The sequence below is a fragment of the Streptomyces sp. NPDC001858 genome (assembly GCF_053594615.1).
The window spans coordinates 73308-97890 of sequence record NZ_JBSFEV010000025.1; the positions used below are offsets into that span (position 1 = coordinate 73308).

The 24583-nt window shown below is 68.9% G+C and carries 27 protein-coding genes and 1 pseudogene; 12 read left to right on the top strand and 16 right to left on the bottom strand.

Annotated features, from left to right (window positions below):
* Nucleotides 1-46 precede the first annotated feature (46 nt).
* From ACWCPF_RS29560 to ACWCPF_RS29575, 4 genes are all read right to left on the bottom strand, one after another.
* Nucleotides 47-493, bottom strand: coding sequence for an SsgA family sporulation/cell division regulator (locus tag ACWCPF_RS29560; protein ID WP_451048146.1), 447 nt, complete (start codon nucleotides 491-493; stop codon nucleotides 47-49).
* A 100-nt stretch (nucleotides 494-593) separates the two neighbouring features.
* The gene (locus ACWCPF_RS29565; protein WP_451048147.1) at nucleotides 594-1451 is read right to left on the bottom strand and encodes an IclR family transcriptional regulator; all 858 of its coding nucleotides are present in this window, start codon (nucleotides 1449-1451) and stop codon (nucleotides 594-596) included.
* Nucleotides 1452-1656: 205 nt separating this feature from the next.
* Complete coding sequence (locus ACWCPF_RS29570) at nucleotides 1657-1869, bottom strand: DUF5326 family protein (protein WP_351907652.1); 213 nt, start codon at nucleotides 1867-1869, stop codon at nucleotides 1657-1659.
* A gap of 184 nt (nucleotides 1870-2053) precedes the next feature.
* Nucleotides 2054-2371 carry a cupin domain-containing protein gene (locus ACWCPF_RS29575; protein WP_451048148.1) on the bottom strand — a complete coding sequence of 106 codons (318 nt, stop codon included), beginning with the start codon at nucleotides 2369-2371 and terminating at the stop codon, nucleotides 2054-2056.
* A gap of 58 nt (nucleotides 2372-2429) precedes the next feature.
* Between ACWCPF_RS29575 and ACWCPF_RS29580 the strand changes: the two genes are divergently transcribed.
* The 5 genes from ACWCPF_RS29580 to ACWCPF_RS29600 all read left to right on the top strand — a co-directional run bounded on the left by ACWCPF_RS29580 (nucleotide 2430) and on the right by ACWCPF_RS29600 (nucleotide 6167).
* Nucleotides 2430-2807, top strand: a complete 378-nt coding sequence (locus ACWCPF_RS29580; RefSeq protein ID WP_451048149.1) for a phage holin family protein — start codon at nucleotides 2430-2432, stop codon at nucleotides 2805-2807.
* A gap of 7 nt (nucleotides 2808-2814) precedes the next feature.
* A complete protein-coding gene (locus tag ACWCPF_RS29585) occupies nucleotides 2815-3306 on the top strand; it encodes a low molecular weight protein-tyrosine-phosphatase (protein WP_451048150.1) in 492 nt (163 codons plus the stop codon).
* The gene (locus ACWCPF_RS29590) at nucleotides 3303-4460 is read left to right on the top strand and encodes a cystathionine gamma-lyase (RefSeq protein ID WP_451048151.1); all 1158 of its coding nucleotides are present in this window, start codon (nucleotides 3303-3305) and stop codon (nucleotides 4458-4460) included. Before ACWCPF_RS29585 ends, ACWCPF_RS29590 begins: the two co-directional genes overlap by 4 nt.
* A 230-nt stretch (nucleotides 4461-4690) precedes the next feature.
* Nucleotides 4691-5596: a LysR family transcriptional regulator gene (locus tag ACWCPF_RS29595; protein ID WP_451048152.1), complete on the top strand. Its 906-nt coding sequence runs from the start codon at nucleotides 4691-4693 to the stop codon at nucleotides 5594-5596.
* A gap of 88 nt (nucleotides 5597-5684) precedes the next feature.
* Nucleotides 5685-6167: an NUDIX hydrolase gene (locus ACWCPF_RS29600; RefSeq protein WP_351907642.1), complete on the top strand. Its 483-nt coding sequence runs from the start codon at nucleotides 5685-5687 to the stop codon at nucleotides 6165-6167.
* 89 nt (nucleotides 6168-6256) lie between these two features.
* On the opposite strand, the gene ACWCPF_RS29605 is transcribed toward ACWCPF_RS29600, so the two are convergent.
* Nucleotides 6257-7903, bottom strand: coding sequence for a globin domain-containing protein (locus ACWCPF_RS29605; protein ID WP_451048153.1), 1647 nt, complete (start codon nucleotides 7901-7903; stop codon nucleotides 6257-6259).
* A 447-nt stretch (nucleotides 7904-8350) separates the two neighbouring features.
* Nucleotides 8351-8458: pseudogene (locus tag ACWCPF_RS29610) on the bottom strand (hydrolase); the annotation flags it as partial.
* A 191-nt stretch (nucleotides 8459-8649) separates the two neighbouring features.
* On the opposite strand from ACWCPF_RS29610, the gene ACWCPF_RS29615 reads away from it, so the two are divergent.
* A complete protein-coding gene (locus ACWCPF_RS29615) occupies nucleotides 8650-9516 on the top strand; it encodes a GNAT family N-acetyltransferase (RefSeq protein ID WP_451048154.1) in 867 nt (288 codons plus the stop codon).
* 73 nt (nucleotides 9517-9589) lie between these two features.
* On the opposite strand, the gene ACWCPF_RS29620 is transcribed toward ACWCPF_RS29615, so the two are convergent.
* Nucleotides 9590-10009, bottom strand: a complete 420-nt coding sequence (locus tag ACWCPF_RS29620; RefSeq protein WP_451048155.1) for a GlcG/HbpS family heme-binding protein — start codon at nucleotides 10007-10009, stop codon at nucleotides 9590-9592.
* A gap of 72 nt (nucleotides 10010-10081) precedes the next feature.
* Entirely contained in the window at nucleotides 10082-11341 is a 1260-nt protein-coding gene (locus tag ACWCPF_RS29625; protein WP_451048156.1) for an MFS transporter, read from the bottom strand.
* A gap of 144 nt (nucleotides 11342-11485) precedes the next feature.
* Here ACWCPF_RS29625 and ACWCPF_RS29630 point away from each other — a divergent pair, with 144 nt between their 5' ends.
* Complete coding sequence (locus tag ACWCPF_RS29630; RefSeq protein ID WP_451048157.1) at nucleotides 11486-11959, top strand: MarR family winged helix-turn-helix transcriptional regulator; 474 nt, start codon at nucleotides 11486-11488, stop codon at nucleotides 11957-11959.
* A gap of 10 nt (nucleotides 11960-11969) precedes the next feature.
* Nucleotides 11970-12422 (top strand): N-acetyltransferase family protein, encoded by a 453-nt coding sequence (locus tag ACWCPF_RS29635; protein ID WP_451048158.1) that lies wholly within the window; start codon nucleotides 11970-11972, stop codon nucleotides 12420-12422.
* An 83-nt stretch (nucleotides 12423-12505) separates the two neighbouring features.
* On the opposite strand, the gene ACWCPF_RS29640 is transcribed toward ACWCPF_RS29635, so the two are convergent.
* The 3 genes from ACWCPF_RS29640 to dnaB all read right to left on the bottom strand — a co-directional run bounded on the left by ACWCPF_RS29640 (nucleotide 12506) and on the right by dnaB (nucleotide 16200).
* Nucleotides 12506-13894, bottom strand: a complete 1389-nt coding sequence (locus tag ACWCPF_RS29640) for a serine hydrolase domain-containing protein (protein ID WP_451048159.1) — start codon at nucleotides 13892-13894, stop codon at nucleotides 12506-12508.
* A gap of 109 nt (nucleotides 13895-14003) precedes the next feature.
* Nucleotides 14004-14534 carry a hypothetical protein gene (locus ACWCPF_RS29645; protein WP_451048160.1) on the bottom strand — a complete coding sequence of 177 codons (531 nt, stop codon included), beginning with the start codon at nucleotides 14532-14534 and terminating at the stop codon, nucleotides 14004-14006.
* Nucleotides 14535-14721: 187 nt separating this feature from the next.
* Nucleotides 14722-16200 carry a replicative DNA helicase gene (gene dnaB / locus ACWCPF_RS29650; RefSeq protein WP_450946573.1) on the bottom strand — a complete coding sequence of 493 codons (1479 nt, stop codon included), beginning with the start codon at nucleotides 16198-16200 and terminating at the stop codon, nucleotides 14722-14724.
* 459 nt (nucleotides 16201-16659) lie between these two features.
* On the opposite strand from dnaB, the gene ACWCPF_RS29655 reads away from it, so the two are divergent.
* Complete coding sequence (locus tag ACWCPF_RS29655; protein ID WP_451048161.1) at nucleotides 16660-17997, top strand: MATE family efflux transporter; 1338 nt, start codon at nucleotides 16660-16662, stop codon at nucleotides 17995-17997.
* Between the two features lie 153 nt (nucleotides 17998-18150).
* Here ACWCPF_RS29655 and rplI read toward each other — a convergent pair whose 3' ends face one another.
* From rplI to rpsF, 4 genes are all read right to left on the bottom strand, one after another.
* On the bottom strand, nucleotides 18151-18597 hold the full coding sequence (rplI, locus tag ACWCPF_RS29660) for a 50S ribosomal protein L9 (RefSeq protein ID WP_451048162.1): 447 nt from the start codon (nucleotides 18595-18597) through the stop codon (nucleotides 18151-18153).
* Between the two features lie 18 nt (nucleotides 18598-18615).
* The gene (gene rpsR / locus ACWCPF_RS29665; RefSeq protein ID WP_020130672.1) at nucleotides 18616-18852 is read right to left on the bottom strand and encodes a 30S ribosomal protein S18; all 237 of its coding nucleotides are present in this window, start codon (nucleotides 18850-18852) and stop codon (nucleotides 18616-18618) included.
* 81 nt (nucleotides 18853-18933) lie between these two features.
* A complete protein-coding gene (locus ACWCPF_RS29670; RefSeq protein ID WP_451048163.1) occupies nucleotides 18934-19539 on the bottom strand; it encodes a single-stranded DNA-binding protein in 606 nt (201 codons plus the stop codon).
* Between the two features lie 76 nt (nucleotides 19540-19615).
* A complete protein-coding gene (rpsF, locus tag ACWCPF_RS29675; RefSeq protein ID WP_006604399.1) occupies nucleotides 19616-19906 on the bottom strand; it encodes a 30S ribosomal protein S6 in 291 nt (96 codons plus the stop codon).
* A 286-nt stretch (nucleotides 19907-20192) separates the two neighbouring features.
* Between rpsF and ACWCPF_RS29680 the strand changes: the two genes are divergently transcribed.
* From ACWCPF_RS29680 to ACWCPF_RS29690, 3 genes are all read left to right on the top strand, one after another.
* Nucleotides 20193-20504 (top strand): hypothetical protein, encoded by a 312-nt coding sequence (locus tag ACWCPF_RS29680; RefSeq protein WP_451048164.1) that lies wholly within the window; start codon nucleotides 20193-20195, stop codon nucleotides 20502-20504.
* 213 nt (nucleotides 20505-20717) lie between these two features.
* Entirely contained in the window at nucleotides 20718-21839 is a 1122-nt protein-coding gene (femX, locus tag ACWCPF_RS29685) for a peptidoglycan bridge formation glycyltransferase FemX (protein ID WP_451048165.1), read from the top strand.
* 91 nt (nucleotides 21840-21930) lie between these two features.
* Complete coding sequence (locus ACWCPF_RS29690) at nucleotides 21931-22962, top strand: alanine racemase (RefSeq protein ID WP_451048166.1); 1032 nt, start codon at nucleotides 21931-21933, stop codon at nucleotides 22960-22962.
* Between the two features lie 114 nt (nucleotides 22963-23076).
* Here ACWCPF_RS29690 and ACWCPF_RS29695 read toward each other — a convergent pair whose 3' ends face one another.
* Nucleotides 23077-24576: a glycosyltransferase family 87 protein gene (locus ACWCPF_RS29695; protein ID WP_451048167.1), complete on the bottom strand. Its 1500-nt coding sequence runs from the start codon at nucleotides 24574-24576 to the stop codon at nucleotides 23077-23079.
* Nucleotides 24577-24583 lie beyond the last annotated feature (7 nt).

Sequence of the window (24583 nt, forward strand, 5' to 3'; positions counted from 1 at the left end):
GCTTCACCAGTGGCGAAGCGTTCTGCCTCCACTCGCTGCCGTCCCCTCAGCCGGCGCTCTGTTCCTCGGCGAGGATCCGGTCCAGCGCCTCGTCCAGATGAGCGTCGAAGTCGGCGAGCGCACCCTCCTGGCCCAGCGGGACCAGCTTGTCAGTGCGGTCGAGGAACGCCACGAGCGGTGCCGCCGAGGAGCGGAACAGGGCCTGGTCGCCGCCGACCTGAAGCCGGATCAGGACCTCCCCCAGCACGTCGGGATCGACCGGCGAGACACGGACGTCACCCTCGCCGCACGGCCTGCCCACCCCGTCGATGAGCAGTTCGCGCCCGAAGGCCCAGGTCACCGGGGCATCGCCGGGCAGGTGGAAGGTGAGCCGCACGGCATAGGGATCGCACGACTGGTACCCGAGCTCCACCGGGATGCGGAACGAGAGTTCCTCGGACACGAGGAAGCTCATCATGACTTCTGCCTGTACTGCCTGCACGGACTCGCGCATCGCCTTACCCCGTCATTTGCCGTCGACTGGCCGGGAATGAACCTTTTGACACTGCAGGCATCTTGCTGAACGTACACAACAGATCACAAGGAGTGAGTTTTCAGATACTGATAGAGATCGCGAGCGCCCCCAACAGTCGGCCGACCTCGTTCTGCAGTTGCCGGGCAGCCGGGAGCAGCCGGTCGGCGTGGTGGGAGGGGAGCGAGATCGCCATCGTCGCCGCTGTGGTGCCCACGGTGATCGGAATGGCGGCACAAACGGTGCCCAGTGCGTACTCCTGTCGTTCCACGACCGGTTCCATGCGGCGCATGCGTTCCAGGCGGCGCAACAGGGTGTGGTTGTCACGCACGGTGTAGGGGGTGATCGACTCGACGGGGTAGCGGTCCAGATGGTCGCGCCGGGTGTCCTGGTCCAGTTGGGCGAGCAGGCACTGGCCGATGGCGTGCGCGTGTCCGGTCTCGCGGAAGTCCGCCCACTCCTCGACGGCCGGATTGCCCGGGGTGTCGGAGACGCACATGATCTCGATCTCGCCGTCGCGGTACTGGGCGTAGTACACGGGGACACCGATCGAATCGCGCCACTGCGCCAGGGTGTCGGCGACCGTGCTGCGACGTTTCTGCGCCGCCCCGCTGCTGCCGAGCCGTTCCGCGGCCTCACCCAGGAAGAACAGCCCTTTGTCCCGGCGCAGATAGCCCTCGTGCACAAGGGTGCGCAGCAGGTGGTAGGCCGTGGGCAGTGCGAGGCCGGTCTCTCGGGCGAGTTGCTTCGCGGGGGCTCCGTACTCGTGCTCGGCGACGGATTCCAGCAGGCGCATGGCGCGCTGGACGGAGCCGATCAGGGTGGCCGCGGGGTGCGGATGCTCCGGGACGGCCGTGTTCGGCGGGCGTTGGAGCGGGGGTGCGGAGGAACGCGGCCGGCTGGGAGGTGCGAACGGTTCTGCGGATGCGGTGTCAACCATGGCCAAGGGTCACTCCCGAAGCGCGAGGGGGCGGTCCGTGCGGGGAACACGGGAGGGGGGGGTGTACGCCGCTCGCGGGGTCGTCCCCGCGTCGAGTTCCGGACTTTAACCGTCCACCACCGCTTGCAGACGGGCTGTCGGGAAAACTTCCCCCGGCCGAGGGAATCGGCGATTCCTGTTACCGCTCACCGGCCTCCCGCACCGATCACCAGTCGCTGCGCGAGGACGAACTCGACATGAACTTCCGTACGACGTAGATCAGTCCGCCGACCAGCGCCACGAAGATCAGCAGCTTGAAGAGCAGGCCGATCACGAACCCGACGACGCTGGCTATCAGCCCGCCGAACACGACCAGCGCGATGACCGGCACCGCGACCCACTTCACCCACCACGGCAGTCCCGTGAAGATCTCTTGCATGGCCCTGGTTCCTCATCCTCTTCGGTCGATGTCCGACACCCCTGTCGGGCCGGATCATTTCGATGTCCTGCCGTCGATGCTAGATCCGAAGAGGGGGCCGACGGGGGCCTCGGACCCCTTGTCCTCCCCTGACCGATCCCCTAGGGAACCCCGAGGCCACGCATCGGCTGCGAGACGGAGACGCTCAGCCCTCGGCCGGCGAGAACATGACCAGGACCCGCAGATCCTCGCTGATGTGATGGAACTTGTGGGCCACCCCGGCCGGGACGTACACCACGCTGCCGCGCGCCACCTGGGTGGTCTCCATGCCGACGGTGATCGAGGCGCGTCCGCTCACGACGAAGTACACCTCGTCCTGATGGTGCGGGTTCTGTGGATCATGCGTGCCCGCGTCGAGCGCGTACAGCCCGACCGACATGTTCCGTTCATGCAAAAACTGCAGGTAGGCACCGTCGTTGGCGGCTCGCTCCGCCTCCAGTTCGTCCAACCGGAATGCCTTCATCGACCTTGTCCGCCCTCGTCCGGTGCTCGTTTGCGATCTCTCTGCCACGATCAGACACATGAAGAATTTCGTAGTCAAGACGACCGCCAACGCAGGTGCCCTGGCGGTCGCCGTCTGGGCGCTCGGCGGCATCACCCTGACCGGTGACAACACGGGCAAGAAGACCATCACCCTCATAGTCGTCGCACTGCTCTTCGGCCTGGTCAACTTCCTGGTCAAGCCGATCGTGAAGGTGCTGACGTTCCCTCTGTTCATCCTCACGCTCGGTCTGATCACCCTGGTGGTCAACGCCTTGATGCTGCTGCTCACTTCGTGGCTGGCCGACGTGCTCGACTTGAGCTTCGAGGTGTCGGGCTTCTGGACCGCGGTCGTGGGCGGCCTGATCGTCTCCGTCGTCTCCTGGGCGCTCAACGTCGTTCTGCCCGACGGGGACTGAGGCCACGATGACCTACCGCGTCTGTTTCGTCTGCACCGGCAACATCTGCCGCTCCCCGATGGCCGAGTCGGTCTTTCGCGCGCGCGTGGCGGACGCGGGCCTCGAAGGGCTGGTCGAGGTGGACAGCGCGGGCACCGGCGACTGGCACGAAGGCGAGAACGCCGACCCGCGCACCCTCTCCGTCCTGGAGGAGCACGGTTACGCCCTCGACCACACGGCCCGGCGCTTCGAGCCCTCGTGGTTCGACCGTCTCGACCTCGTGATCGCTCTGGACTCCGGCCATCTCAAGGCCCTGCGACTCCTGGCCCCCACGCGGGAGGACGCGGCGAAGGTACGGCTGCTGCGCTCCTTCGACCCCGCGGCCGACGGCGACCTGGACGTCCCCGACCCCTACTACGGGGGCCAGGACGGCTTCGAGGAGTGTCTTGAGATGGTGGAGGGGGCGAGCGCCGGTCTGCTCGCCGCGGTACGACACGATGTGGAAGGACGACTGACATGAGCGGTTCCGCTGCGGCAGAGGGGACTCCCGGAGGCGCCGGCGACGGTACGCGCGCGGTGCGGGCCGGGCTGCCCGAGCCGGTGAAGTACGAGCCGACCCTGCCCGGTCCGGTGTTCGCGGCGCATTTCCATCTGCCGGGCGAGCCCACGGGCCCGTACACCTACGGCCGTGACGAGAACCCGACCTGGACCCACCTGGAGCACGCCATCGGCGAGCTGGAGGCTCCGGGGCAGGACGACGTCGAGACGCTCGCCTTCGCCTCCGGCATGGCCGCGATCTCGTCGGTGCTCTTCTCCCAGCTGCGGGCCGGGGACACCGTCGTACTGCCCGACGACGGCTACCAGGTGCTTCCGCTGGTGCGCGCACAGCTGGAGGCCTACGGCATCGAGGTGCGCACCGCGCCGACCCGTGACGACGCCCAGCTCGACGTCCTCGACGGCGCGAAGCTGCTGTGGATCGAGTCCCCCTCGAACCCCGGGCTCGATGTGTGCGACATCCGGCGGCTCGTCGAGGCGGCACACGCGCGTGGCGCCCTCGTGGCCGTGGACAACACGCTCGCCACCCCGCTCGGGCAGCGTCCGCTGGCGCTCGGCGCGGACTTCTCCGTGGCCAGCGGCACCAAGCAGCTGACGGGCCACGGCGACGTTCTCCTCGGCTATGTCACGGGGCGGGCCGGTGAGCCGATGACGGCCGTACGGCGCTGGCGCAAGATCGTCGGGGCGATCCCCGGGCCCATGGAGGCCTGGCTCGCGCACCGTTCGATCGCCACGCTCCAGCTGCGTGTCGACCGGCAGAACGACAGCGCCCTGGCGGTGGCGCAGGCGCTGCGGGGGAGGCCCGAGGTGAGCGGGCTGCGGTACCCGGGGCTGCCTGACGACCCTTCTCACAAGGTCGCCTCCCAGCAGATGCGGCGCTACGGGTGCGTGGTCTCCTTCACGCTGCCCACGCGCACGCGTGCCGAGCGTTTCCTCGATGCTCTGCGGCTCGTGGACGACGCGACGAGCTTCGGCGGAGTGCGGTCCACCGCGGAGCGGCGCGGGCGCTGGGGCGGCGACGCGGTGCCGGAGGGCTTCATCCGGCTGTCCGTCGGCGCCGAGGACCCCGAGGACCTGGTGGCGGATGTGCTGCGCGCGCTGGAGGAGTCGGCGCGGTGATCGCCTTAGGGACGGCCCCGTCGGGGACCCGCTACGCACGGCGGACGGTCCGAGCCTCCCCCCTCGTGGCTCGGACCGTCCTCGGTTCTGCGCGCGAAGAACCGCGCGAACAAGGCTAGTTGACTCTGTGTCAGTGTCCAATCACTGTAGCGACAGGGACCTATCGACTTATTTATAGTTGGGCGCTGCCTGGGAGCCGGGAGAAAGGCAGGGAAAGGGGAAGACACCCGATGGATCTGGCCTTGCTACGCACCTTCGTGACCGTGCACCGGGCCGGCTCCTTCACCCGCGCAGCCACGCTGCTGGGCCTGTCCCAGCCGGCTGTCACCTCCCAGATCCGCACGCTGGAGCGCCAGCTCGGCCGGCCCCTGTTCCTGCGCCAGGCTCGCGGCGTGACACCCACGAGCATCGGCGACGAGCTCGCCCACAAGGCCGCTCCCCATCTCGATGCCCTGGTGGAGATCGCCGAGACCGGCCTCGACGACGAGTCCGCCGTGCGGACACTGCATCTCGCCGGTCCCCCCGAGTTCACCGCCGAGCGGGCCCTTCCCGCGCTCACCGAACTGTCCGGCGACGACGGACAGGGATTCGCCCTGCGCGCCTCCTTCGGCACCGCCGAGGAAGTCCTGGAGGGCTTGGCCGCCGGGCACCACGACCTGGCCATCAGCACGGCCCGACCGCGCGGAGCGCTGCTCACGGCCACCCCGCTGTGCGACGAGGAGCACGTCCTGATCGCCGGTGCGCAGTGGGACGGCCGCATCGACACCGGGAAGCTGCGTCGCAAGGGCGCGTCCGCGCTCGAAAACCTCCCCGTCGTCGAGGTGCACGAGTCTCTGCCCCTGGTCTCCCGCTATTGGGCCTCCGTCTTCGACTCCCGCCCCGCCGCCTCCGGCACCGTCATCGTTCCCGACCTGCGCGCGGTGCTCGCCTGCGCGATCGCGGGCGCGGGCCTGGCGGTCCTGCCCCGCTATCTGTGCGCGACCGCTCTCGAACGCGGTGACGTCGTGGCGCTGCACGAACCCGCGGTACCGCCGCTGCGGACGTACGTCCTGGTGGTGCGCACCGGAACGCTGGCGATGCCGCAGGTGGCCCGGGCCCACGAGTGGCTGCTGAGGGCGGCCGCCGCGTGGTGCTGACCCCGTTCGAGCGGGGGGTCACGGCATGAGCTCATCCGGTGACGTTTCGCGATGTTTCACGTGGAACCAGCCGGGCCACATTCCTTCCATGACCGTCCGACCCGTGGTCAAGCGCACCGCACGAGCCGTTCTGCTGGACGGCGACAATCTGATCCTGATCAAGCGCACCAAACCCGGTGTGGATCCGTACTGGCTCACGCCCGGTGGCGGGGTCGAGCCGGACGACGCGACCGTCGTGGACGCCCTGCACCGCGAGGTGCACGAGGAACTCGGCGCCAAGATCACCGATGTCGTCCCCTGCTTCGTCGACACCGTCGAGCACATCGGCGAGGACGGCGGCGCGACCGGTGTCAAAGTGCAGCACTTCTTCGTCTGCCGCCTGGAGTCCATGGACCCGGCCCTGCGGCACGGCCCCGAGATCGAAGAGCCCGCCGGCGAATACGAGATCGTCCGCGTGCCGTTCACCCGGGTCGGGATCGCCTCGGTCCACCTGGTCCCGCTGTCGCTGCGGCATTACTTGGACGGGAACATCGAGGGCGTCCGCGCCATGCACGCTCCTGACCTCGGCTGACGCCCAGGCTTTGAGCAGACGTGCCCTGGGGAGAGCGTGCCCTGGGGAGAGCGTGGCCTGCGGGCGGCGTGGCCTGTGGGGGCGCGGAATCAGCTTCCCGCGGCGGCGAGTTCCTCGACCGAGTCGTGGCGTATGCGCTCCGAGGGGATGCCCACCCCGCGCAGGGCGTCCACGCTGCTGCGGATCATGCCGGGCGGACCCGAGACATAAGCGTCGTACGCGGTCCAAGGCCCGAAGGTGCGTATGGCGTCGGGCAGCTGGAGCAGACCGTGGCGGTCCACCACCGGGCGGACCTGCAGCCATGGGTGGGACTGCTGAAGCCTGAGCATCGTGTCGATGTCATATAGGTCGTGGTCGCTACGCGCGCCGTAGAACACCTCGACCGGACGCCGCGCTCCATGCTCGGCGACATCCTCGACCAGCGCCTTGATCGGCGCTATGCCGGTGCCGCCCCCGAGACAGAGCAGCCCGCTGTTCCTGGTGTGGTCGACGGTCATCGAACCGGCCGGCGGACCCAACCGGATGACGTCGCCCGGCCGTGCGCGGTGCACCAGGGAGTTGGAGACCCAGCCCGCGGGGATGGCCTTCACATGGAAGGTCAGCAGACCGTCGGAGCGGGGCGCGGAGGCGAAGGAGAAGTGCCGCCAGATCCGCGGCCACCAAGGCGTCTCCACGCTCGCGTACTGCCCGGCGCGGAAGGGATAGGGCTGGTTCGGGCGGACGGTGAGGATCGCGACGTTAGGTGTTCGGAGGTCGTGCGACACCACCTCCGCGTGCCACCAGGCCGGGGCGCGGAGTTCGTCGACGGCCGCCGCATCGATCATGACCTGGGAGATCGTCGTGTACGTCCGGACCCAGGCCGCCTCGGTCTCGGCGTCCCACACGGCGTCCGCATACCTGCTCAGCGCGCCGATCAGACACTCGCCGACCGCCGGATAGTGCTCGGCCTGCGTGCCGTACTTGCGGTGACCGCGGCCGAGGTTCTGCAGGTACTCGACGAGGACCGGGGTGTTGTCGATGTGCTCGGCGGCCGTGAGCAGCGCCTTGAGGAGCCGGTCGCGCTGGGCGTCCATCGCGGGCGGGAAGAGCGAACGCAGCTCGGGGTGGCGGACGAAGAGCATCGCGTAGAAGTACGACGTGACCTTGTCGGCCACCGGGCCCACCTCGGCCATGGTGCGCCGGACGAGTACGGCGTCCGGGGACGCGGCCTGCACCTGCGCGGACCGCTGAGCGGGCACGAGGGGCTCGGCGGGCGGGACAGTGGGCTGCCGCCACTCCGGCGGGCGAGGCTCGGCGAGCGCGGTGATCTGCTGCGTGGGTAGACGCGATCCGGCGAGCCCCTCAGGGGCGGCAGGGGCTGGTGGAGGGGCAGCCGCCGCCTGAGCCGCGATGGGGGCTTGAGCCTGGGTTGGGGCTTGAGCCTGGACTGGGTCCTGAGCCTGGACTGGGTTCTGAGTCTGGGCGGGGACCTCGACGAAGGGTGGCGGGCTCGGCTGTATTCGGGACCCGGCGTCCGTGGTGCGGTCCTGGGGCTCGTTGCCGCCGTGCGGATCAGCCGCGTTCCTGCCCACGGGGCGCAGGCCGGCGAGGCGACGGCCGTCTGTAACTCCCTGATCGCCCCCTGCGGCAGGCTCCGGCTGCTTCTGCGGGGTAAACCATCCGCTCCCGCCGCCGGACGTGCCGTTGTCAGCCGACCTGGTGGTCGGAGCGTCCATGGTGTGCCTCGCCTCGAACATCTTTAGGTCGGTCTGCGCACTTCCTGGATCGGAAGGTGCCTGCTTCCCCCGCAGACGGCTTGCTCCTCCGTTCGGTCCCGCGCCCGAAAGGGCCGCGGTCCACCCGTATTTCCGCTCCGCACGAACGCATAGCGCGAGAGTGCGATAGGGGACACAGCCCTCTCATCGCAGCATCGCATCCTGTGCGAACGCCTCGATCGCATCACCGGAAATGCGGGCCTTCGATCTCTCCATCCCGTTAGGCTGCCTTGCCTTGCCCTGCCCTGCTCTCGGCTCGCACGGAATGTGCGCACGATGTTTCGCGCACCTCGTACCGGAAGCGAACCGGAGTCGACCATACCGGGCGTTGCCCGCCACACAAGTCTCCCCTGCCCTCCTGGGACACACTCGGGCGGGAACCCTTGATTCCTTCAATTACCGGCCGCGACACACCAGTTCATAGGCACCCCATAGATCCTTACCCGGATACTCCGGCGGTCCGATCAATCCCGCCAAGATCCACTGGTCGAAAACCGTCGCCTCGGCCTCCAGGCCGAGTTGGCGCGAAATCTCCAACGGTGCGGAAGTTCCGTGGAGAAGCGTGCCGAGTCCTCTGCTCTGCCTTCTGCTGCACGTGTTTCACGTGAAACACTCGCCCACTGTCGACGCACAGCGCAGTTGCAGTTGGCTACGACATGGCCAAAAGCACGTACATCCAAGGGGAAACGGGTGGACGTCGACGGCACCGGTCGGAAAGCCTGACCTGCGTGCCGACTCCTTCCTCTATCGCTCTGCCCATCCGCCGCCTGACGCACCGCGATCTCACCGCCTGCGCCGACTTGTCCGAGGATCGGGGGTGGCCGCGTGATGAACACAAGTGGGGCCTCCTCCTCTCGGCCGGGAAGGGATACGGCATCGACGACCCCGACGGGGGCCTCGTCAGCGCCTGCGTGGTCACCGAGTACGGTCCGTACGGCCGCCCTGCTCTAGCCGCCGTCGGCATGGTGCTGGTCGCCGAGCGGCACGCCCGGCAGGGCATCGGCCGGCGGCTGATGCGGCACGTCGTCTCCCTCATGGGAACCACCCCGCTCACCCTGCACGCAACAGCGAACGGCCGTCCGCTCTACGAGGAACTGGGCTTCAAGACCACCGGCCGGGCAGAAATGGTGCAGGGGCACTTCACACCGGGCGAGCCGGCTTCAGGCATCGCCACCCGCGCGGCCACGGCGGAGGACCTCACCGCGATCGTCCGGCTCGACGAGGAGGTCTTCGGCGTCGATCGCACACACATGATCATCCGGCTGCCCGCTTTCGCCGACCAGCTGCGGGTCGCCCAGGACGCAGGCCGGATCGTCGGCTACGCGGCGGCCTGGCCCACCCTGGACACCCACGTCGTGGGCCCGCTGATCGCCCGGGACACGGAAACGGCGAAGGCCCTTCTCTCCTCCCTCGCCGCCGGAACAGATCGTCCACTGCGCACCGACATCGACGTACGCCACGAAGGACTGCTGGCGTGGGTGAAGGCGCGGGGCATGCAATCCGTCTCGTTCAACGCCGTCATGACCTACGGGGTCTCGGAGTTGCCGGGCGACTGGCGCCGCCGGTTCGCTCCACTGACGGTCGCGGCCGGCTGACGGCGCGGACGGACGACCGAACGCCGGTTCCCTTGACGGTTGGGGAGCCGGCGTTCTGTGTGGGCGTCCGCCGTCAGGCGAGCGCCTCCACGGCCGCCGTGGCAAAGCCGTGGTCCTGCTCCGGGGCGCCGCCCCCGACCCCGATAGCGCCGATCAGGCGGCCGCCGCGATGGACCGGCACACCGCCCGCGATGAACAGCAGCGGTCGGTCGAGGGCGGTGGGCAGGGTGTGGAACAGGCCTCCGGGCTGAACGGCGTCGACGAGGTCGGCGGTGGGGGCGTTCAGCTGGAGTGCCGTGTACGCCTTGCGCGTGCTCGTCTCCCCGGAGATCAGTACGGCCCGGTCGTCGCGCCGGAAGGCCAACAGTTGGCCGCCCGCGTCCAGGACGGTGACGCTGACCGTTACTCCAGCGGCCTCAGCGGCGCTGCGAGCAGCCGAGACGAGCGCTTCGGCGTCGTGAATGGTCAGGGGCGCAAAAGTGGTGGTGCTCATGAGGGGAACTTCTCCTTGCGGTGTTGCCGCGGTTTCGGTGCGAACGGACGACCTTCGGGCGCTGGACGACATTCAGCGCTGGACGGCCTGGACGGCCTGCACGGCCTGGGTGGCCTGGGTGGCCGCCGCCTGTCGCTCGGCAGCAGCGGTACTGCCCGCGACGATCTGGCCCGGGTGGCCGGCGGCGCTGTCACGCCGTTCCAACGCGGCCGACACGAAGGCCAGGATCAGCGCGCCCACGGCGAGGGCGGCTCCGACCCAGTTCGGCGCGGTGTAGCCGAGGCCGGCGGCGATGACGACGCCGCCGAGCCAGGCCGACAGCGCGTTGCCCAGGTTGAAGGCGCCGATGTTCACGGCCGAGGCCAGCGTCGGCGCTCCGTGCGCCTGGTCCAGGACACGCTTCTGCAGTGGCGGGACGGTCGCGAAGCCAAGGGCGCCGATGAGGGTGATCGTGACGGCCGCGAGGGCCTTGTTGTGGGCGGTGAGAGTGAAGAGCGCCAGGACGACGGCAAGGGCGCCCAGCGAGACGTACAGCATGGGCATCAGGGCTCGGTCCGCGTACTTGCCGCCGATGAGGTTGCCGCCGACCATGCCGAGCCCGAAGAGAACGAGCAGCCAGGTGACGGAGCCGTCGGCGAATCCGGTGACGTGAGTCATCATCGGCGCGATGTAGGTGATGGCCGCGAAGACACCGCCGAAGCCGAGGACGGTCATCGCCATGGCGAGCAGGACCTGGGCGTTCTTGAAGGCGGCCAGTTCGTGCCGCAGGCGCACGCCCTCCGCCCGGGGCATCTCGGGCACGAGCTTGGCGATGCCGACCAGCCCGACGACACCGAGCGCGGCGACGACGGCGAAGGTGACGCGCCAGCCGATGTGCTGTCCGACAAGCGTGCCCAGCGGGACGCCGATGACGTTGGCGACGGTGAGCCCGGTGAACATCATCGCGATGGCGCCGGCCTTCTTGTCGGGGGCGACCAGGTCGGCGGCGACGACGGAGCCGATGCCGAAGAACGCTCCATGGGCGAGCGAGGCGACCACCCGCCCGATCAGCATCACGGCGAAGACCGGGGCGACGGCGGAGAGCAGGTTGCCGACGATGAACAGACCCATCAGCAGCATCAGCATCCGCTTGCGCGGGATCTTGGTGCCGAGGACGGTCATGAGCGGGGCGCCGAACACGACACCCAGCGCATAGCCCGTCACGAGCAGGCCCGCCGTGGGGATGGAGACCCCGAAATCGCCGGCGACCTCGGGTAGCAGTCCCATGATCACGAACTCGGTCGTTCCGATTCCGAAGGCCCCGATCGCGAGGGCCAGAAGCGCGAGAGGCATAGAGGCTAGAACCTTCCCAAACGATTGCAGGTGCGCTTTACGTTCGCCCACAATAGTTGCACACGCGGGCTATTTGCAACCGCAGACTATTGCGGAAGTGCTCTATCCTGGTGTCAGCCGCTTCGGGACGGAGGAGAAACGCCCATGACTGCAACGGACCCCGCGCTCACCGCCCTCGCCCAGGGCTGGTGCGCCCTCTCCCTGCTGCACGGCAGGATCGAGGCCCATATCGAGCGGGCGCTGCAGACGCGGCACGACCTGAGCGTGCGCGAGTACTCCCTCCTCGACGTGCTCAGCCGACAGCACGACGGCGACGGCGGGCATCTGCAGATGAAGCAGGTGGCCGACGCCGTCGTCCTCAGCCAGAGCGCGACCACCAGGCTGGTGACCCGGCTCGAGGACCGCGGTCTGCTCGAGCGCTACCTGTGCCCCACCGATCGCCGGGGCATCTACACCAACGTCACCGACGCCGGCCTGAAGCTCCTCGGCGAAGCGCGCCCGACCAACGACGGCGCCCTGCGCGAGGCGCTCGACACAGCCGCCGAGAACCCGGAACTGGCTCCGCTGGTACAGGTCGTGGAGTCACTGAAGACGCCCGCCGCCGCCCTCGGTGCATAGAGTTGCGGTCATGGGAGATCTTGAAATACGAGCCGCTGTCGCCGAGGACCTCCCCGCGATCGTCGGCATGCTCGCGGACGACCCGCTGGGCGCACAGCGCGAGTCGCCGGACGACCTCGGCCCGTATCTGACCGCGCTGGAACGGCTCACCGCCGACCCCAACCAACGCCTGGTCGTGGCCGTCCGCGAGGGACGCGTCGTCGGCACCCTCCAGCTGACGATCGTCCCGGGGCTGTCCCGGCGCGGCTCGACCAGGTCGATCATCGAGGGTGTGCGCGTGCACGCCGACGAGCGCGGAAGCGGTCTGGGCACCCGGTTCATCGAGTGGGCGATCGACGAGTCCCGCCGGGAGAACTGCCAGTTGGTGCAGCTGACCTCGGACAACGCACGCACGGACGCCCACCGCTTCTACGAGCGGTTGGGCTTCGTCGCCTCACATGTGGGCTTCAAGCTGCAGCTCTGAGCATTCCGCTCTCCCGGAGAGCATGCCTCTCAGGAAGGAAGCGCCCTGTTTCACGTGAAACAGGGCGCTTCCTTCTCGTGTCGCTAAGAGCCGATCCCCCGCCATCCCTCCGGGTCGACGCCACCAGGCACTGCGGCCCGCTCGTCGTACGGCTCGCGGGTGAACACGAACGACCCCAGGTCCAGGTGGTCCACGCCCCCGTCCGGCCTGCGCACGGGCTGCAGGAGCTCTCCTGCGTAATAGCCCTCCAGGCCGGTCCAGGTGCCGTCCCCGTTCGGCCTGAACCGCGAGCGCCGGCCGCCGCCGGACAGCGGCCCGAGGGAGACGAGCCCATCGGCCGTCACCCGCAACGCAAAGGGGCTGGCCCCCCAGTACCACTGACCCGCCAATTCCAGGACGGAACCGTCGACCTCCCGCAGGGGATGCCAGGGCTCGGGAATCCGCGGCTCGGCCTCGGCCACGATGCGTACGAGATCGGCGGCCACCTGGGAGGTCAGCAGGCCCGAAGTGCAGTTGGCGAGCACCACCGCGGCGACGTCGTCCGCGATGCCGACGGTGAGGGTCGCCAGGAAACCGGGCACCGAGCCGGAGTGGCCCACGAGGATCCGTCCGTCCCGGTGCTGGATCTGCAGTCCGAGGCCGTACGTCGCACCGTCCGCCACATCCGCCAGCCCGGCCGGGGCCGCGGGCGTCCCCATCTCGCGCAGGGTGTCCGCGCTCAGCACCCGGTCGTCGCCCCGTGCCAGGAAGGCGGCGAAACGCGCGAGGTCGCCGGTCGTGGACCAGAGCTGGCCCGCCGGGGCCATCCGTCCGAAGTCCTCGGTGGGCTCGGGCAGCAGGACGTCGGCCCAGGGGTGCACAGCCCAGCCGCCCGCGGCCGGGGCCTGCGGTCGCACGGTCGTACGATCCAGGCCCAGCGGTTCGAGCACTTCACGCCGCAGTACGTCTTCCCAGGGCGCCCTGCGGAGTTCTTCCACAAGGGCGCCGAGAAGCGTGTAGCCGGGGTTGGAGTAGTGGTGGCGTCGGCCGGGCGGATGCGGGGCCGCTTGGTCGCCGAGGACGTCGGCGAGCTCGGGCCGCAGCGAGCCAGGGGTTCGCTCCCACCACGGTCCGGGCGACTCGGCCGCCAACCCGCCGGTGTGGGCGAGCAGTTCGGCAACCGTGGCCTCCCCCGCGCCGGTGCCGGGCAGATGTTTCTCCAGCGGGTCCTCGAGGTCGAGCACTCCTTCGTCGCGCAGCCGCAGCACGAGAACGGCGGTGAAGGTCTTGGTGATCGAGCCGATCCGGTACTGCACGTTCTCGTCCGGCGCGTGCCCGTCGACCGAGGTCCGCGCCCCGTGCCACACAGCCCGCCCGTCCCGTACGACCGCGGCAACGAGCGACGGCGCCCGCCCTTCGGCCTGGGCCACGGCGATCCGGTGCAGCAGCGCACGCCGGGTGCCGGGGAGCAGCTCTTCCTGAGGTGTCGTCATGCGCTCAGTCCACCCGCCCACCCGCCCGACGTCGAGCTCATTTCGCCGTAGGGCCGCCGGGTCGCGCGGGTCGGCGGCCCCGGCACCGACCGGCGTCAGCCGGAGCCGGTCAGCGTCCCCGGCCCTGGGGGAATTGCCCGAGGTGAACCGCGCGGTGGACGACCGCCGCCAGGTCCCGCATGTCCTCGGTGAAGGCGTCGACGCGGATCCGGCGTCCGTTGTGCAGCCGGATCTCGCACGTAGAGCCCATGCCGCGGGCATCGGCGAGCGCCCGGCCGTCGCCGCCGGCGGTGCTCACCTGCGCGACGTCCTCCCAGGGGATCACGGTGGCGGTGCCCGCCACCCGGTGGGTGAACCCCCGCTCATGGATGTCGAAGCACTGTTCCCGGGTGCGGAACGCCTGCACCAGGCGCCAGATCCCCAGGCCCCACCCCGTCAGACCGAACCCGAGCAGCAGCCCCGCCAGCCCCGGGGCCCCCTCGGTGGTGCCCACCGACGCGATCGCCACCGGCACCCCGAAGGCCGTGCCCACCACCCCGACCATCAGCCAGACGCCCGCCTGCCGCAGACGCCGCGCGCCATCGGTGCGGTGCTCCCGCACGAACCTCCCCAACTGCCTGGCCGCCTCCGTACGCCTCATCGGGCCCCCTCACGGGTCGTGGACATCTCAAACTATGCCCCCGCCGCCGAGCGATTCACCCTTACCGCCGGGCGTTGTCGGGACCGCTGGCGGCTACCGGACGGACCTGTCCCGGAAAGCCTCGAAGGGATCGCTCGCTACTGAACGTGGCCCTTGCCAACGGGATCGCGGATCCTGGAGCGCGCGATCAGGTCTGCGCCATGTCCACGAAGCGTGAGTAGTGGCCCTGGAAGGCGACGGTGATGGTGGCCGTCGGGCCGTTACGGTGCTTGCCGACGATGATGTCCGCCTCGCCCGCGCGCGGAGACTCCTTCTCGTACGCGTCCTCACGGTGCAGCAGGATCACCATGTCGGCGTCCTGCTCGATGGAGCCGGACTCACGCAGGTCGGACACCATCGGCTTCTTGTCCGTGCGCTGCTCGGGACCACGGTTGAGCTGCGAAAGCGCGATCACCGGGACCTCCAGCTCCTTGGCCAGCAGCTTGAGGTTTCGGGACATGTCCGAGACTTCCTGCTGACGGCTCTCGGAGCGCTTGGAACCACCGGCCTGCATCAGTTGCAGATAGTCGATGATCACGAGCTTGATGTCGTTGCGCTGCTTCAGCCGCCGGCACTTCGCGCGGATCTCCATCATCGACAGGTTCGGGGAGTCGTCGATGTAGAGCGGCGCGGACGACACCTCGGGCATCCGGCGGGCCAGACGCGTCCAGTCCTCGTCCGTCATGGTGCCGGAGCGCATGTGGTGCAGGGCGACCCTGGCCTCGGCGGAGAGCAGGCGCATCGCGATCTCGTTGCGCCCCATTTCCAGGGAGAAGATGACGCTCGGCAGGTTGTGCTTGATCGACGCCGCACGCGCGAAGTCCAGCGCCAGCGTCGACTTGCCCATGGCGGGACGGGCCGCGATGACGATCATCTGGCCCGGGTGCAGACCGTTGGTGAGCGAGTCGAGGTCCGTGAAGCCGGTGGGCACTCCCGTCATCTCGCCGCTGCGCGAGCCGATCGCCTCGATCTCGTCGAGCGCGCCCTCCATGATGTCGCCGAGCGGCAGGTAGTCCTCGCTGGTGCGCTGCTCGGTGACCGCGTAGATCTCCGCCTGGGCGCGGTTGACGATCTCGTCGACGTCGTCGTCGGCCGCGTATCCCATCTGCGTGATGCGGGTGCCGGCCTCGACCAGGCGGCGCAGCACCGCTCGCTCGTGGACAATCTCCGCGTAGTACTCGGCGTTGGCGGCGGTGGGCACCGTCTGGACGAGGGTGTGCAGATACGCCGCGCCGCCGACCTTGTTGATCTCGCCGCGCTTGGTGAGTTCGGCCGCGATCGTGATCGGGTCGGCCGGTTCGCCCTTGGCGTAGATGTCGAGAATCGCCTGGTAGATCGTCTCGTGCGCGGGCTTGTAGAAGTCGTGGCCCTTGAGCACCTCGACGACGTCGGCGATGGCGTCCTTCGACAGGAGCATGCCTCCGAGGACGGACTGCTCCGCGTCGAGGTCCTGCGGCGGTACTCGCTCGAAAGCGGTGCCACCGCCCTCCCACTCACCGCTGTCCCGGCCGCGGTCATGCTGTTCGTCACGGCCGCGGCCTCCGTCGCCACGTCGGCGGGAAGCGGGCAGACGATCACTGGGTCCGCTCTCAGCCCACGGGTCGTCCAAGGGCTCGGAAATGCTCACCGAGCAGCCTCCTCCCGTCCGCCGAGCGGACCTCGCCGTGCCTCAAGTTCTACGGCACGGCACTGACAATTGAGAGCCCCAACTCCGTTTGTGGCGCGTCGGTATTGTGAGGGTTTCTTCGACCGACGGACGTAGCGGGCGCCGCACCACCGTAGGCCCGCGGGCACCTTCAGCCAATCTGGTTATCCACAGGCCATGTGGACGACGGGCCCGATGCTGTGGAGAACTCCGCAAAACCTGTGCATGACCCGGTGGACAGTACTGTGAACAAGCCCTCGCCTTTTCTTTTCGACAGCCTCTGACCTGCACGTTCCCCATCCACTGGCTGTGCAGAAAAAAAAGTTTCCCGGTCGGGCCAAGATCCCTTCGAACGGCGCGCGAGTGGATGCGCGACACAGGGGAAAGTAAGGGTCACTGGCCGATTGCATATCTTACCTGTGGACGATTAGATTGGTGGTCATGACACAGGCTCCCGCGCCCCCCAGGGCCATCCGGCGACAGCACGATCGGGAGATCGTCGCGCTCGCCGTCCCGGCCTTCGGCGCACTCGTCGCCGAGCCGCTCTTCGTCATGGCCGACAGCGCGATCGTGGGCCATCTGGGCACCGCCCAACTCGCCGGGCTCGGGGTCGCCTCCGCACTTCTCATGACCGCCGTCAGCGTCTTCGTCTTCCTCGCCTATGCCACGACAGCCGCCGTCGCGCGCCGCGTGGGCTCCGGTGACCTTCCGGCCGCCATCCGCCAGGGCGTGGACGGAATCTGGCTGGCCCTTCTGCTCGGCGCCGCCGTGATCGTCACCGTCCTGCCCACCGCCCCGACACTCGTCGAGGTGTTCGGCGCCTCGGACACCGCCGCTCCGTACGCCACCACCTATCTGCGCATCTCAGCCCTCGGCATCCCGGCCATGCTCGTCGTTCTCGCCGCGACCGGCGTCCTGCGCGGACTCCAGGACACCCGGACCCCGCTCTATGTCGCCGTCGGGGGCTTCGTCGCCAACGCGGCCCTGAACGCCGGCCTCGTCTACGGCGCGGACCTCGGCATCGCCGGCTCCGCCTGGGGCACCGTCATCGCCCAGTGCGGTATGGCCGCGGCCTACCTCACCGTGGTGGTGCGCGGGGCTCGCCGCCACGGCGCGTCTCTGCGGCCCGACGCCGCCGGCATCAGAGCCTCCGCCCAGGCCGGGGTACCCCTGCTGGTCCGCACGCTCTCGCTGCGGGCCATTCTGATGATCGCCACCGCTGTGGCCGCCCGTCTTGGGGACGACGACATCGCGGCACACCAGATCGCTCTGAGCCTGTGGAGCCTGCTCGCCTTCGCCCTCGACGCCATAGCCATAGCCGGACAGGCCATCATCGGACGCTATCTCGGTGCCGACGACGCTCAGGGCGCCCGTGACGTATGCCGCCGCATGGTCGGATGGGGCATCGCCGTGGGGGTCGCCCTCGGCCTGCTCGTCGTGATCGCCCGGCCGCTGTTCCTGCCACTCTTCACCAGCGACCCCGCGGTGAAGGACGCCGCACTGCCGGCCCTTCTCGTGGTGGCGCTCTCCCAGCCGATCTGCGGCATCGTCTTCGTGCTGGACGGAGTGCTGATGGGTGCGGGAGACGGACCGTATCTCGCCTGGGCGATGGTGCTCACGCTGGCCGTCTTCACCCCGGTGGCTCTGCTGGTGCCGGTCTTCGGCGGCGGTCTCACCGCGGTGTGGGGAGCGCTGACGCTGATGATGGCCGTCCGGATGCTGACGCTCTGGCTACGCGCCCGCTCCGGCCGCTGGGTCATCACCGGCGCAACCCGCTGACCGTTTCACGTGAAACCGGCGATCGCGCGAAACAGAGGGTCACGCAGAACCAGCCCTCGCGGGAAACGGGCGTTTCACGTGAAACAAGCAAGCGGAAGGGGCCGCACCCAACGGGTGCGGCCCCTCCTCAGCACTACCAGCCGAGCACGGCGATCAGGCCGCGATGACCTCGATGTTGACCTTGGCGGCAACCTCGGGGTGCAGACGCACGGACGTCTGGTGGGCGCCCAGCGTCTTGATCGGCGAGCCGAGCTCGATGCGGCGCTTGTCGACCTCGGGGCCACCGGAAGCCTTGATCGCCGAAGCGATGTCGGCCGGGGTGACGGAACCGAAGAGACGACCGGCGTCGCCGGAGCGGACGGCCAGGCGGACCCTGACGCCCTCGAGCTGGGCCTTCACAGCGTTGGCCTGCTCGATGGTCTGGATCTCGTGGATCTTGCGAGCACGACGGATCTGCTCGACGTCCTTCTCGCCACCCTTGGTCCAGCGGATCGCGAAGTTCCGCGGGATCAGGTAGTTGCGAGCGTAACCGTCCTTGACGTCGACGACGTCGCCGGCGGCACCGAGGCCAGAGACCTCGTGGGTGAGGATGATCTTCATTTGTCGGTCACCCTTCCCTTATCGCGCCTGGGCGGTGTACGGCAGCAGCGCCATCTCACGGCTGTTCTTGACGGCCGTGGCGACGTCACGCTGGTGCTGCGTGCAGTTGCCGGTCACGCGACGGGCACGGATCTTGCCGCGGTCGGAAATGAACTTCCGCAGCATGTTCGTGTCCTTGTAGTCCACGTACGTGACCTTGTCCTTGCAGAAAGCGCAGACCTTCTTCTTAGGCTTGCGCACAGGCGGCTTCGCCATGGTGTTTCTCCTGTGTGATCAAGAAGTTGGGATACGACCCACCCTCGACCCGAGCAGGCCCGGATGCCCGGGCCCGACGGGCTAGAAGGGGGGTTCGTCCGAGTAGCCGCCGCCCTGCTGGCCGCCGCCGGAGCTTCCGCCCCAGCCGCCGCCGCTGCCGCCGCCCTGGGCGCCACCGGCGGGAGCGCTGGTGGCCCACGGGTCCTCAGCGGGAGCGCCGCCGCCCTGCTGGCCGCCGCCGGAGTTTCCACCCCAGCCGCCGCCACCCTGGCCGCCACCGCCACCGCCGCCGTAACCACCCTGGCCGCCCTGGCCACCGCGGCCCGAGGCCTTGGTGACCTTTGCCGTGGCACTGCGCAGGCTGGCGCCGACTTCCTCGACGTCCAGCTCGTAGACCGTGCGCTTGACGCCCTCACGGTCCTCGTAGGACCGCTGCTTCAGCCGGCCCTGCACGATGACGCGCATGCCTCGCTGGAGCGACTCCGCGACGTTCTCCGCCGCCTGACGCCAGACGGAGCAGGTCAGGAACAGGCTTTCGCCGTCCTTCCACTCGTTCGTCTGACGGTCGAAGGTGCGGGGAGTGGACGCGACACGGAACTTCGCGACCGCCGCACCGGAGGGGGTGAAGCGCAGCTCGGGGTCGTCGACAAGATTGCCGACGACCGTGATGACGGTCTCGCCTGCCATGGGGGAACCTCTCGGCGGGTTTGCTGCTGGCTGCTTGTGCTGCTACTCGAAATCCCGAGATCAGCTGAGCGTGAGCTCAGTGGGTCTCGGGGCGGAGGACCTTGGTCCGGAGGACCGACTCGTTCAGGTTCATCTGGCGGTCGAGCTCCTTGACGACCGCAGGCTCGGCCTGCAGGTCGATGACCGAGTAGATGCCCTCGGGCTTCTTCTTGATCTCGTACGAGAGACGACGACGGCCCCAGGTGTCGACCTTCTCGACCTTTCCGTTGCCCTCACGGACGACGGAGAGGAAGTTCTCGATCAGCGGGGAGACAGCGCGCTCCTCGAGATCGGGGTCGAGGATGACCATCACTTCGTAGTGACGCATGTGGAACCCACCTCCTTTGGACTCAGCGGCCACGGTCGATCCGTGGCAGGAGGGTTGTGATGCGTACGCAACGGTATCGGCCGCCACTGACAATCGGGGGCCGGCAAGCGACATCCCCGGTCTGAGCTGGGCAGACGCCCTGGCTCTGGCTGGGCAGACACCGGTGCAGACGGTACAGACTACCTGCACACCCGCTTCCGGTTGAAATCCGGCGTGGTTGACCGTCAATCTGTACACGTCGGGTGTGTATGGCGCTACGATGCGCCGCTTCCGCAGGAGGTGCCCCATGGCACAGGCATTGCGACCCAATACCGCCGGATCTCTCTTGGCGACCGACGGCAAACCCCATCCGCTCCAGGACACTCTGCTCGCCGTGACTCTGGTGCTCGGTCTGACGGCCTTCATCACGTCGTTCTTCCACAGCCTGCATCTGCTGAGCTCCTGGACCGGTCTGGTGGGAATCCTGACCGGCGCGTACGGGCAGTGGATCTCCGAGACCACCCGTGAACGCTTCGGCCTGATCCTGGGTCTCGGCACCGCGGCCGTGGGCTTCTTCATCGGGATGGCGCACGGCGGTCTCTTCGGCGGAGTCTGGTGACCGGTCCGGGGCCGATCCCGGCATCCCGGACACCACGCCCACCGCAGGACGCGTAGGACACCTACGAACCATGACGGAACGCCCCGGCCGCGCTCGGGCCGGGGCGCAGGTGCCATACGCCCAGTCAGGGCGCTCGCAAGGCGCAGTAGGCTTCGGCGCGAGAGCCGGAGCCCCCTTACCCATGGGGCCACACCAGCCCGAGGAGCGCCCCGAATGAGCCTGACCCTGAGGACGATCAGCCGAGAGCAGCATCTGGCATACATCCAGAGCCTGCCGTCGGCGAGCCACATGCAGGTTCCGGCCTGGGCCGATGTCAAGGCCGAGTGGCGATCGGAGAGCCTCGGCTGGTTCGACGGGCGAACCGGTGAACTGGTCGGCGCGGGTCTCGTCCTCTACCGCCAACTGCCCAAGATCAAGCGCTATCTGGCCTATCTGCCCGAGGGCCCGGTCATCAACTGGTATGCGCCAAATCTCACCGAGTGGCTGGAACCGATGCTCGCGCACCTCAGGCAGCAGGGCGCGTTCTCGGTGAAGATGGGCCCGCCGGTGATCATCCGCCGCTGGGAGGCCACGTCCATCAAGGCGGGCATCCAGAACCCGGACGTGAAGCGCCTGCGCGACATCGAGGCCGACTTCATCGAACCGCGCGCCTTCGAGGTGGCCGACAAGCTGCGCCGCATGGGCTGGCAGCAGGGCGAGGACGGCGGCGCCGGCTTCGGCGACGTCCAGCCGCGCTACGTCTACCAGGTGCCGCTGGCGAACCGTTCCCTTGAAGAGGTCCACAAGAACTTCAACCAGTTGTGGCGCCGCAACATCAAGAAGGCCGAGAAGGCCGGCGTCGAGGTCGTCCAGGGCGGCTACCACGACCTCGAGGAATGGCAGCGGCTGTACGAGATCACGGCCTTGCGCGACCACTTCCGGCCGCGCCCGCTGTCGTACTTCCAGCGCATGTGGACGGCCCTCAACACCGAGGACCCGAACCGTATGCGGCTGTACTTCGCCCGCCACAACGGGGTGAACCTGTCGGCGGCGACGATGCTGATCGTCGGCGGGCACGTCTGGTACTCGTACGGCGCCTCCGACAACATCGGCCGTGAGTTCCGCCCCTCGAACGCGATGCAGTGGCGCATGCTGCGCGACGCCTACGCCCTCGGCGCCACCGTCTACGACCTGCGCGGCATCTCCGACTCGCTGGACGAGACCGACCACCTCTTCGGCCTGATCCAGTTCAAGGTCGGCACGGGCGGTCAGGCCGCGGAGTACCTCGGCGAGTGGGACTTCCCGCTGAACAAGCTGCTCCACAAGGCGCTCGACATCTACATGTCGCGCCGCTGACGTCACGTTCGGTGATTCCATACCTCTGACGCCTCTGACACCCTGACGCGTTTCCCCCATCGCAGCCACCAGAAAGGTCCCAGGTCCGGCCATGGCGCTCACCCTCTACGTCGACACCGCGCGCTGGCGGGCGCATCACAAGCACGTGCAGGAGCAGTTCCCGGGACTCGTCCCGGTCTGCAAGGGCAACGGCTACGGCTTCGGGCACGAGCGGCTGGCGGAGGAGGCCACCCGGCTGGGCTCGGACATCCTCGCCGTCGGAACGACCTACGAGGCCGCGCGCATCAAGGACTTCTTCGGCGCCGACCTGCTGGTGCTGACGCCGTACCGGCGCGGCGAGGAGCCCGTGCCGCTGCCTGACCGGGTCGTGCGCTCGGTGTCCTCGATCGACGGCGTGTACGGCCTCGTTGGGGCCCGTGTGGTCATCGAGGTGATGTCCTCGATGAAGCGGCACGGCATCAGCGAGCAGGACCTGGCCCAGCTGCACGCCGCCATCGAGAACGTCCGGCTCGAGGGTTTCGCGATCCACCTGCCGCTGGACCGCACCGACGGCTCCGACGCCGTCGAGGAGGTCATCGGCTGGATGGACCGGCTGCGTGCGGCCCGGCTGCCGCTGCACACGATGTTCGTCAGCCACCTCAAGGCCGACGAACTCGCCCGGCTGCAGCAGCAGTTCCCGCAGACCCGGTTCCGTGCCCGGATCGGCACGCGGCTGTGGCTGGGGGACCATGACGCCACCGAGTACCGCGGCGCGGTCCTGGACGTCACCCGGGTCGCCAAGGGCGACCGCTTCGGCTACCGGCAGCAGAAGGCGGCCTCCGACGGCTTCCTGGTGGTCGTGGCGGGCGGTACGTCGCACGGGGTGGGTCTGGAGGCCCCCAAGGCCCTGCACGGCGTCATGCCGCGCGCCAAGGGCGTCGCCCGGGCCGGCCTCGCCACCGTGAACCGGAACCTCTCGCCGTTCGTGTGGGGCGGGAAGCAGCGCTGGTTCGCCGAGCCGCCGCACATGCAGGTGTCCATCCTGTTCGTGCCCTCGGACGCGCCGGAGCCGCACGTCGGGGACGAACTGGTGGCCCATCTGCGGCACACCACCACGCAGTTCGACCGGCTCGTGGACCGCTGAGCCCCAGCGGCAGCCCAGGCAGCACGGGCAACACCGGCAGCAGAGACAGCAGAGACAGCGAATAGGCCGTACACGGATTCCGTGTACGGCCTCTTCTCGCCAGGGCCTGTTCGCTCACGGCGAACTGTCGACGGCCTCCGCCTTGCCCCAGTCCACCTCCGGTCCGTCGAAGTGGGAGGCGTGCCGGGGCGGATGCGCCGCGGTGCCGAGGACGAAGACGTCCTCCGCCCCGTCGAGCACCCCTCCCGAGGGATCGTCGTCGCCGGCCTGCCGGACCACGTCCCGCTCCGGCATCAGGATGTCCCGCACGACCACGGCGCACAGGTACAGCGTCCCCAGCAGGTGCACGCCGATGGCCCAGTGGTAGCCGTCGGTCGGCAGTCCCTTGTGGGCGTCTCCGCTCATCGTGTACGCGAGGTACATCCAGATGCCCAGGAAGTAGACGACCTCGCACGCCTGCCAGATCAGGAAGTCCCGCCACTTCGGCCGGGCCAGCACCGCCAGTGGCACCAGCCACAGGACGTACTGCGGCGAGTAGACCTTGTTGGTGAGGATGAAGGCCGCCACGATCAGGAAGGCCAGCTGAGCGAAGCGGGGGCGACGAGGCGCGGTCAGCGCCAGGGCCGCGATGCCCACAGCGCACAGCACGACGAGAAGCGTGGCGAGGGTGTTGACGCTGTCGGTGGTCAGCGGGTCGCTGGAGTTCTGGGCCAGGATCAGCCAGAACGAGCCGAAGTCGACGCCCCGCTCCTGGCTGAACCGGTAGAACTTCGACCACCCCTCGAAGGCGAAGAGCATCACCGGCAGGTTCACCACCAGCCAGGCGACGACCGCACCCGCCAGCGCCTTGCCGAAGTCCCGCCACTTCCCCGCACGCCAGCACAGCACGAACAGGGGGCCGAGCAGGAAGACGGGATAGAGCTTGGCGGCCGTTGCAAGCCCCAGCAGGACGCCGAAGGCCAGGGACCGGCCCCGGGCCCACATGAGCATCGCCGCGGCCGTCAGAGCGACCGCCAGGAGGTCCCAGTTGATGGTCGCGGTCAGCGCGAAGGCAGGCGCCAGGGCGACCAGCAGGCCGTCCCAGGGGCGCCGCGCATGCGTCCGGGCCACGCAGACGGCGATGACGGCCGCGCAGGCCATCAGCATCCCGGCGTTGACCATCCAGTACCACTGCTCCTGGTCCTGGATGCTGCCGCTGCCCGGCGTCAACCAGTTGGCGACCTCCATGAACACGCCGGTCAGCACCGGGTACTCGAGGTAGTCCATGTCGCCGGGGAGCTTGTCGAAGTACGGCACGAGCCCGTCGGCGAAGCCGCGACCCTGGTAAAGGTGCGGAATGTCCGAGTAGCAGGCGTGCGTGTACTGGGAGGTGGCGCCGAAGAACCAGCCTCCGTTGTAGCAGGGCGCCTTCTGGATCAGTCCTAGGGCGAACATCCCGATCGCCACAAGCGCGACGATCCGTACGGGAGTCCACCAGGAGGTCCCCAGCAGGGCCCGTCGGCCGAGGGGACCGCCGATCAGCTCACTGCCGGCCGCGGCCACCGGGTCGTCGCGGGTGGGCCTTACCTGGTCCGGCTCGTGCACGCGCGCCGGCGTCGATTCTGCACTGGGCATGGGCGAC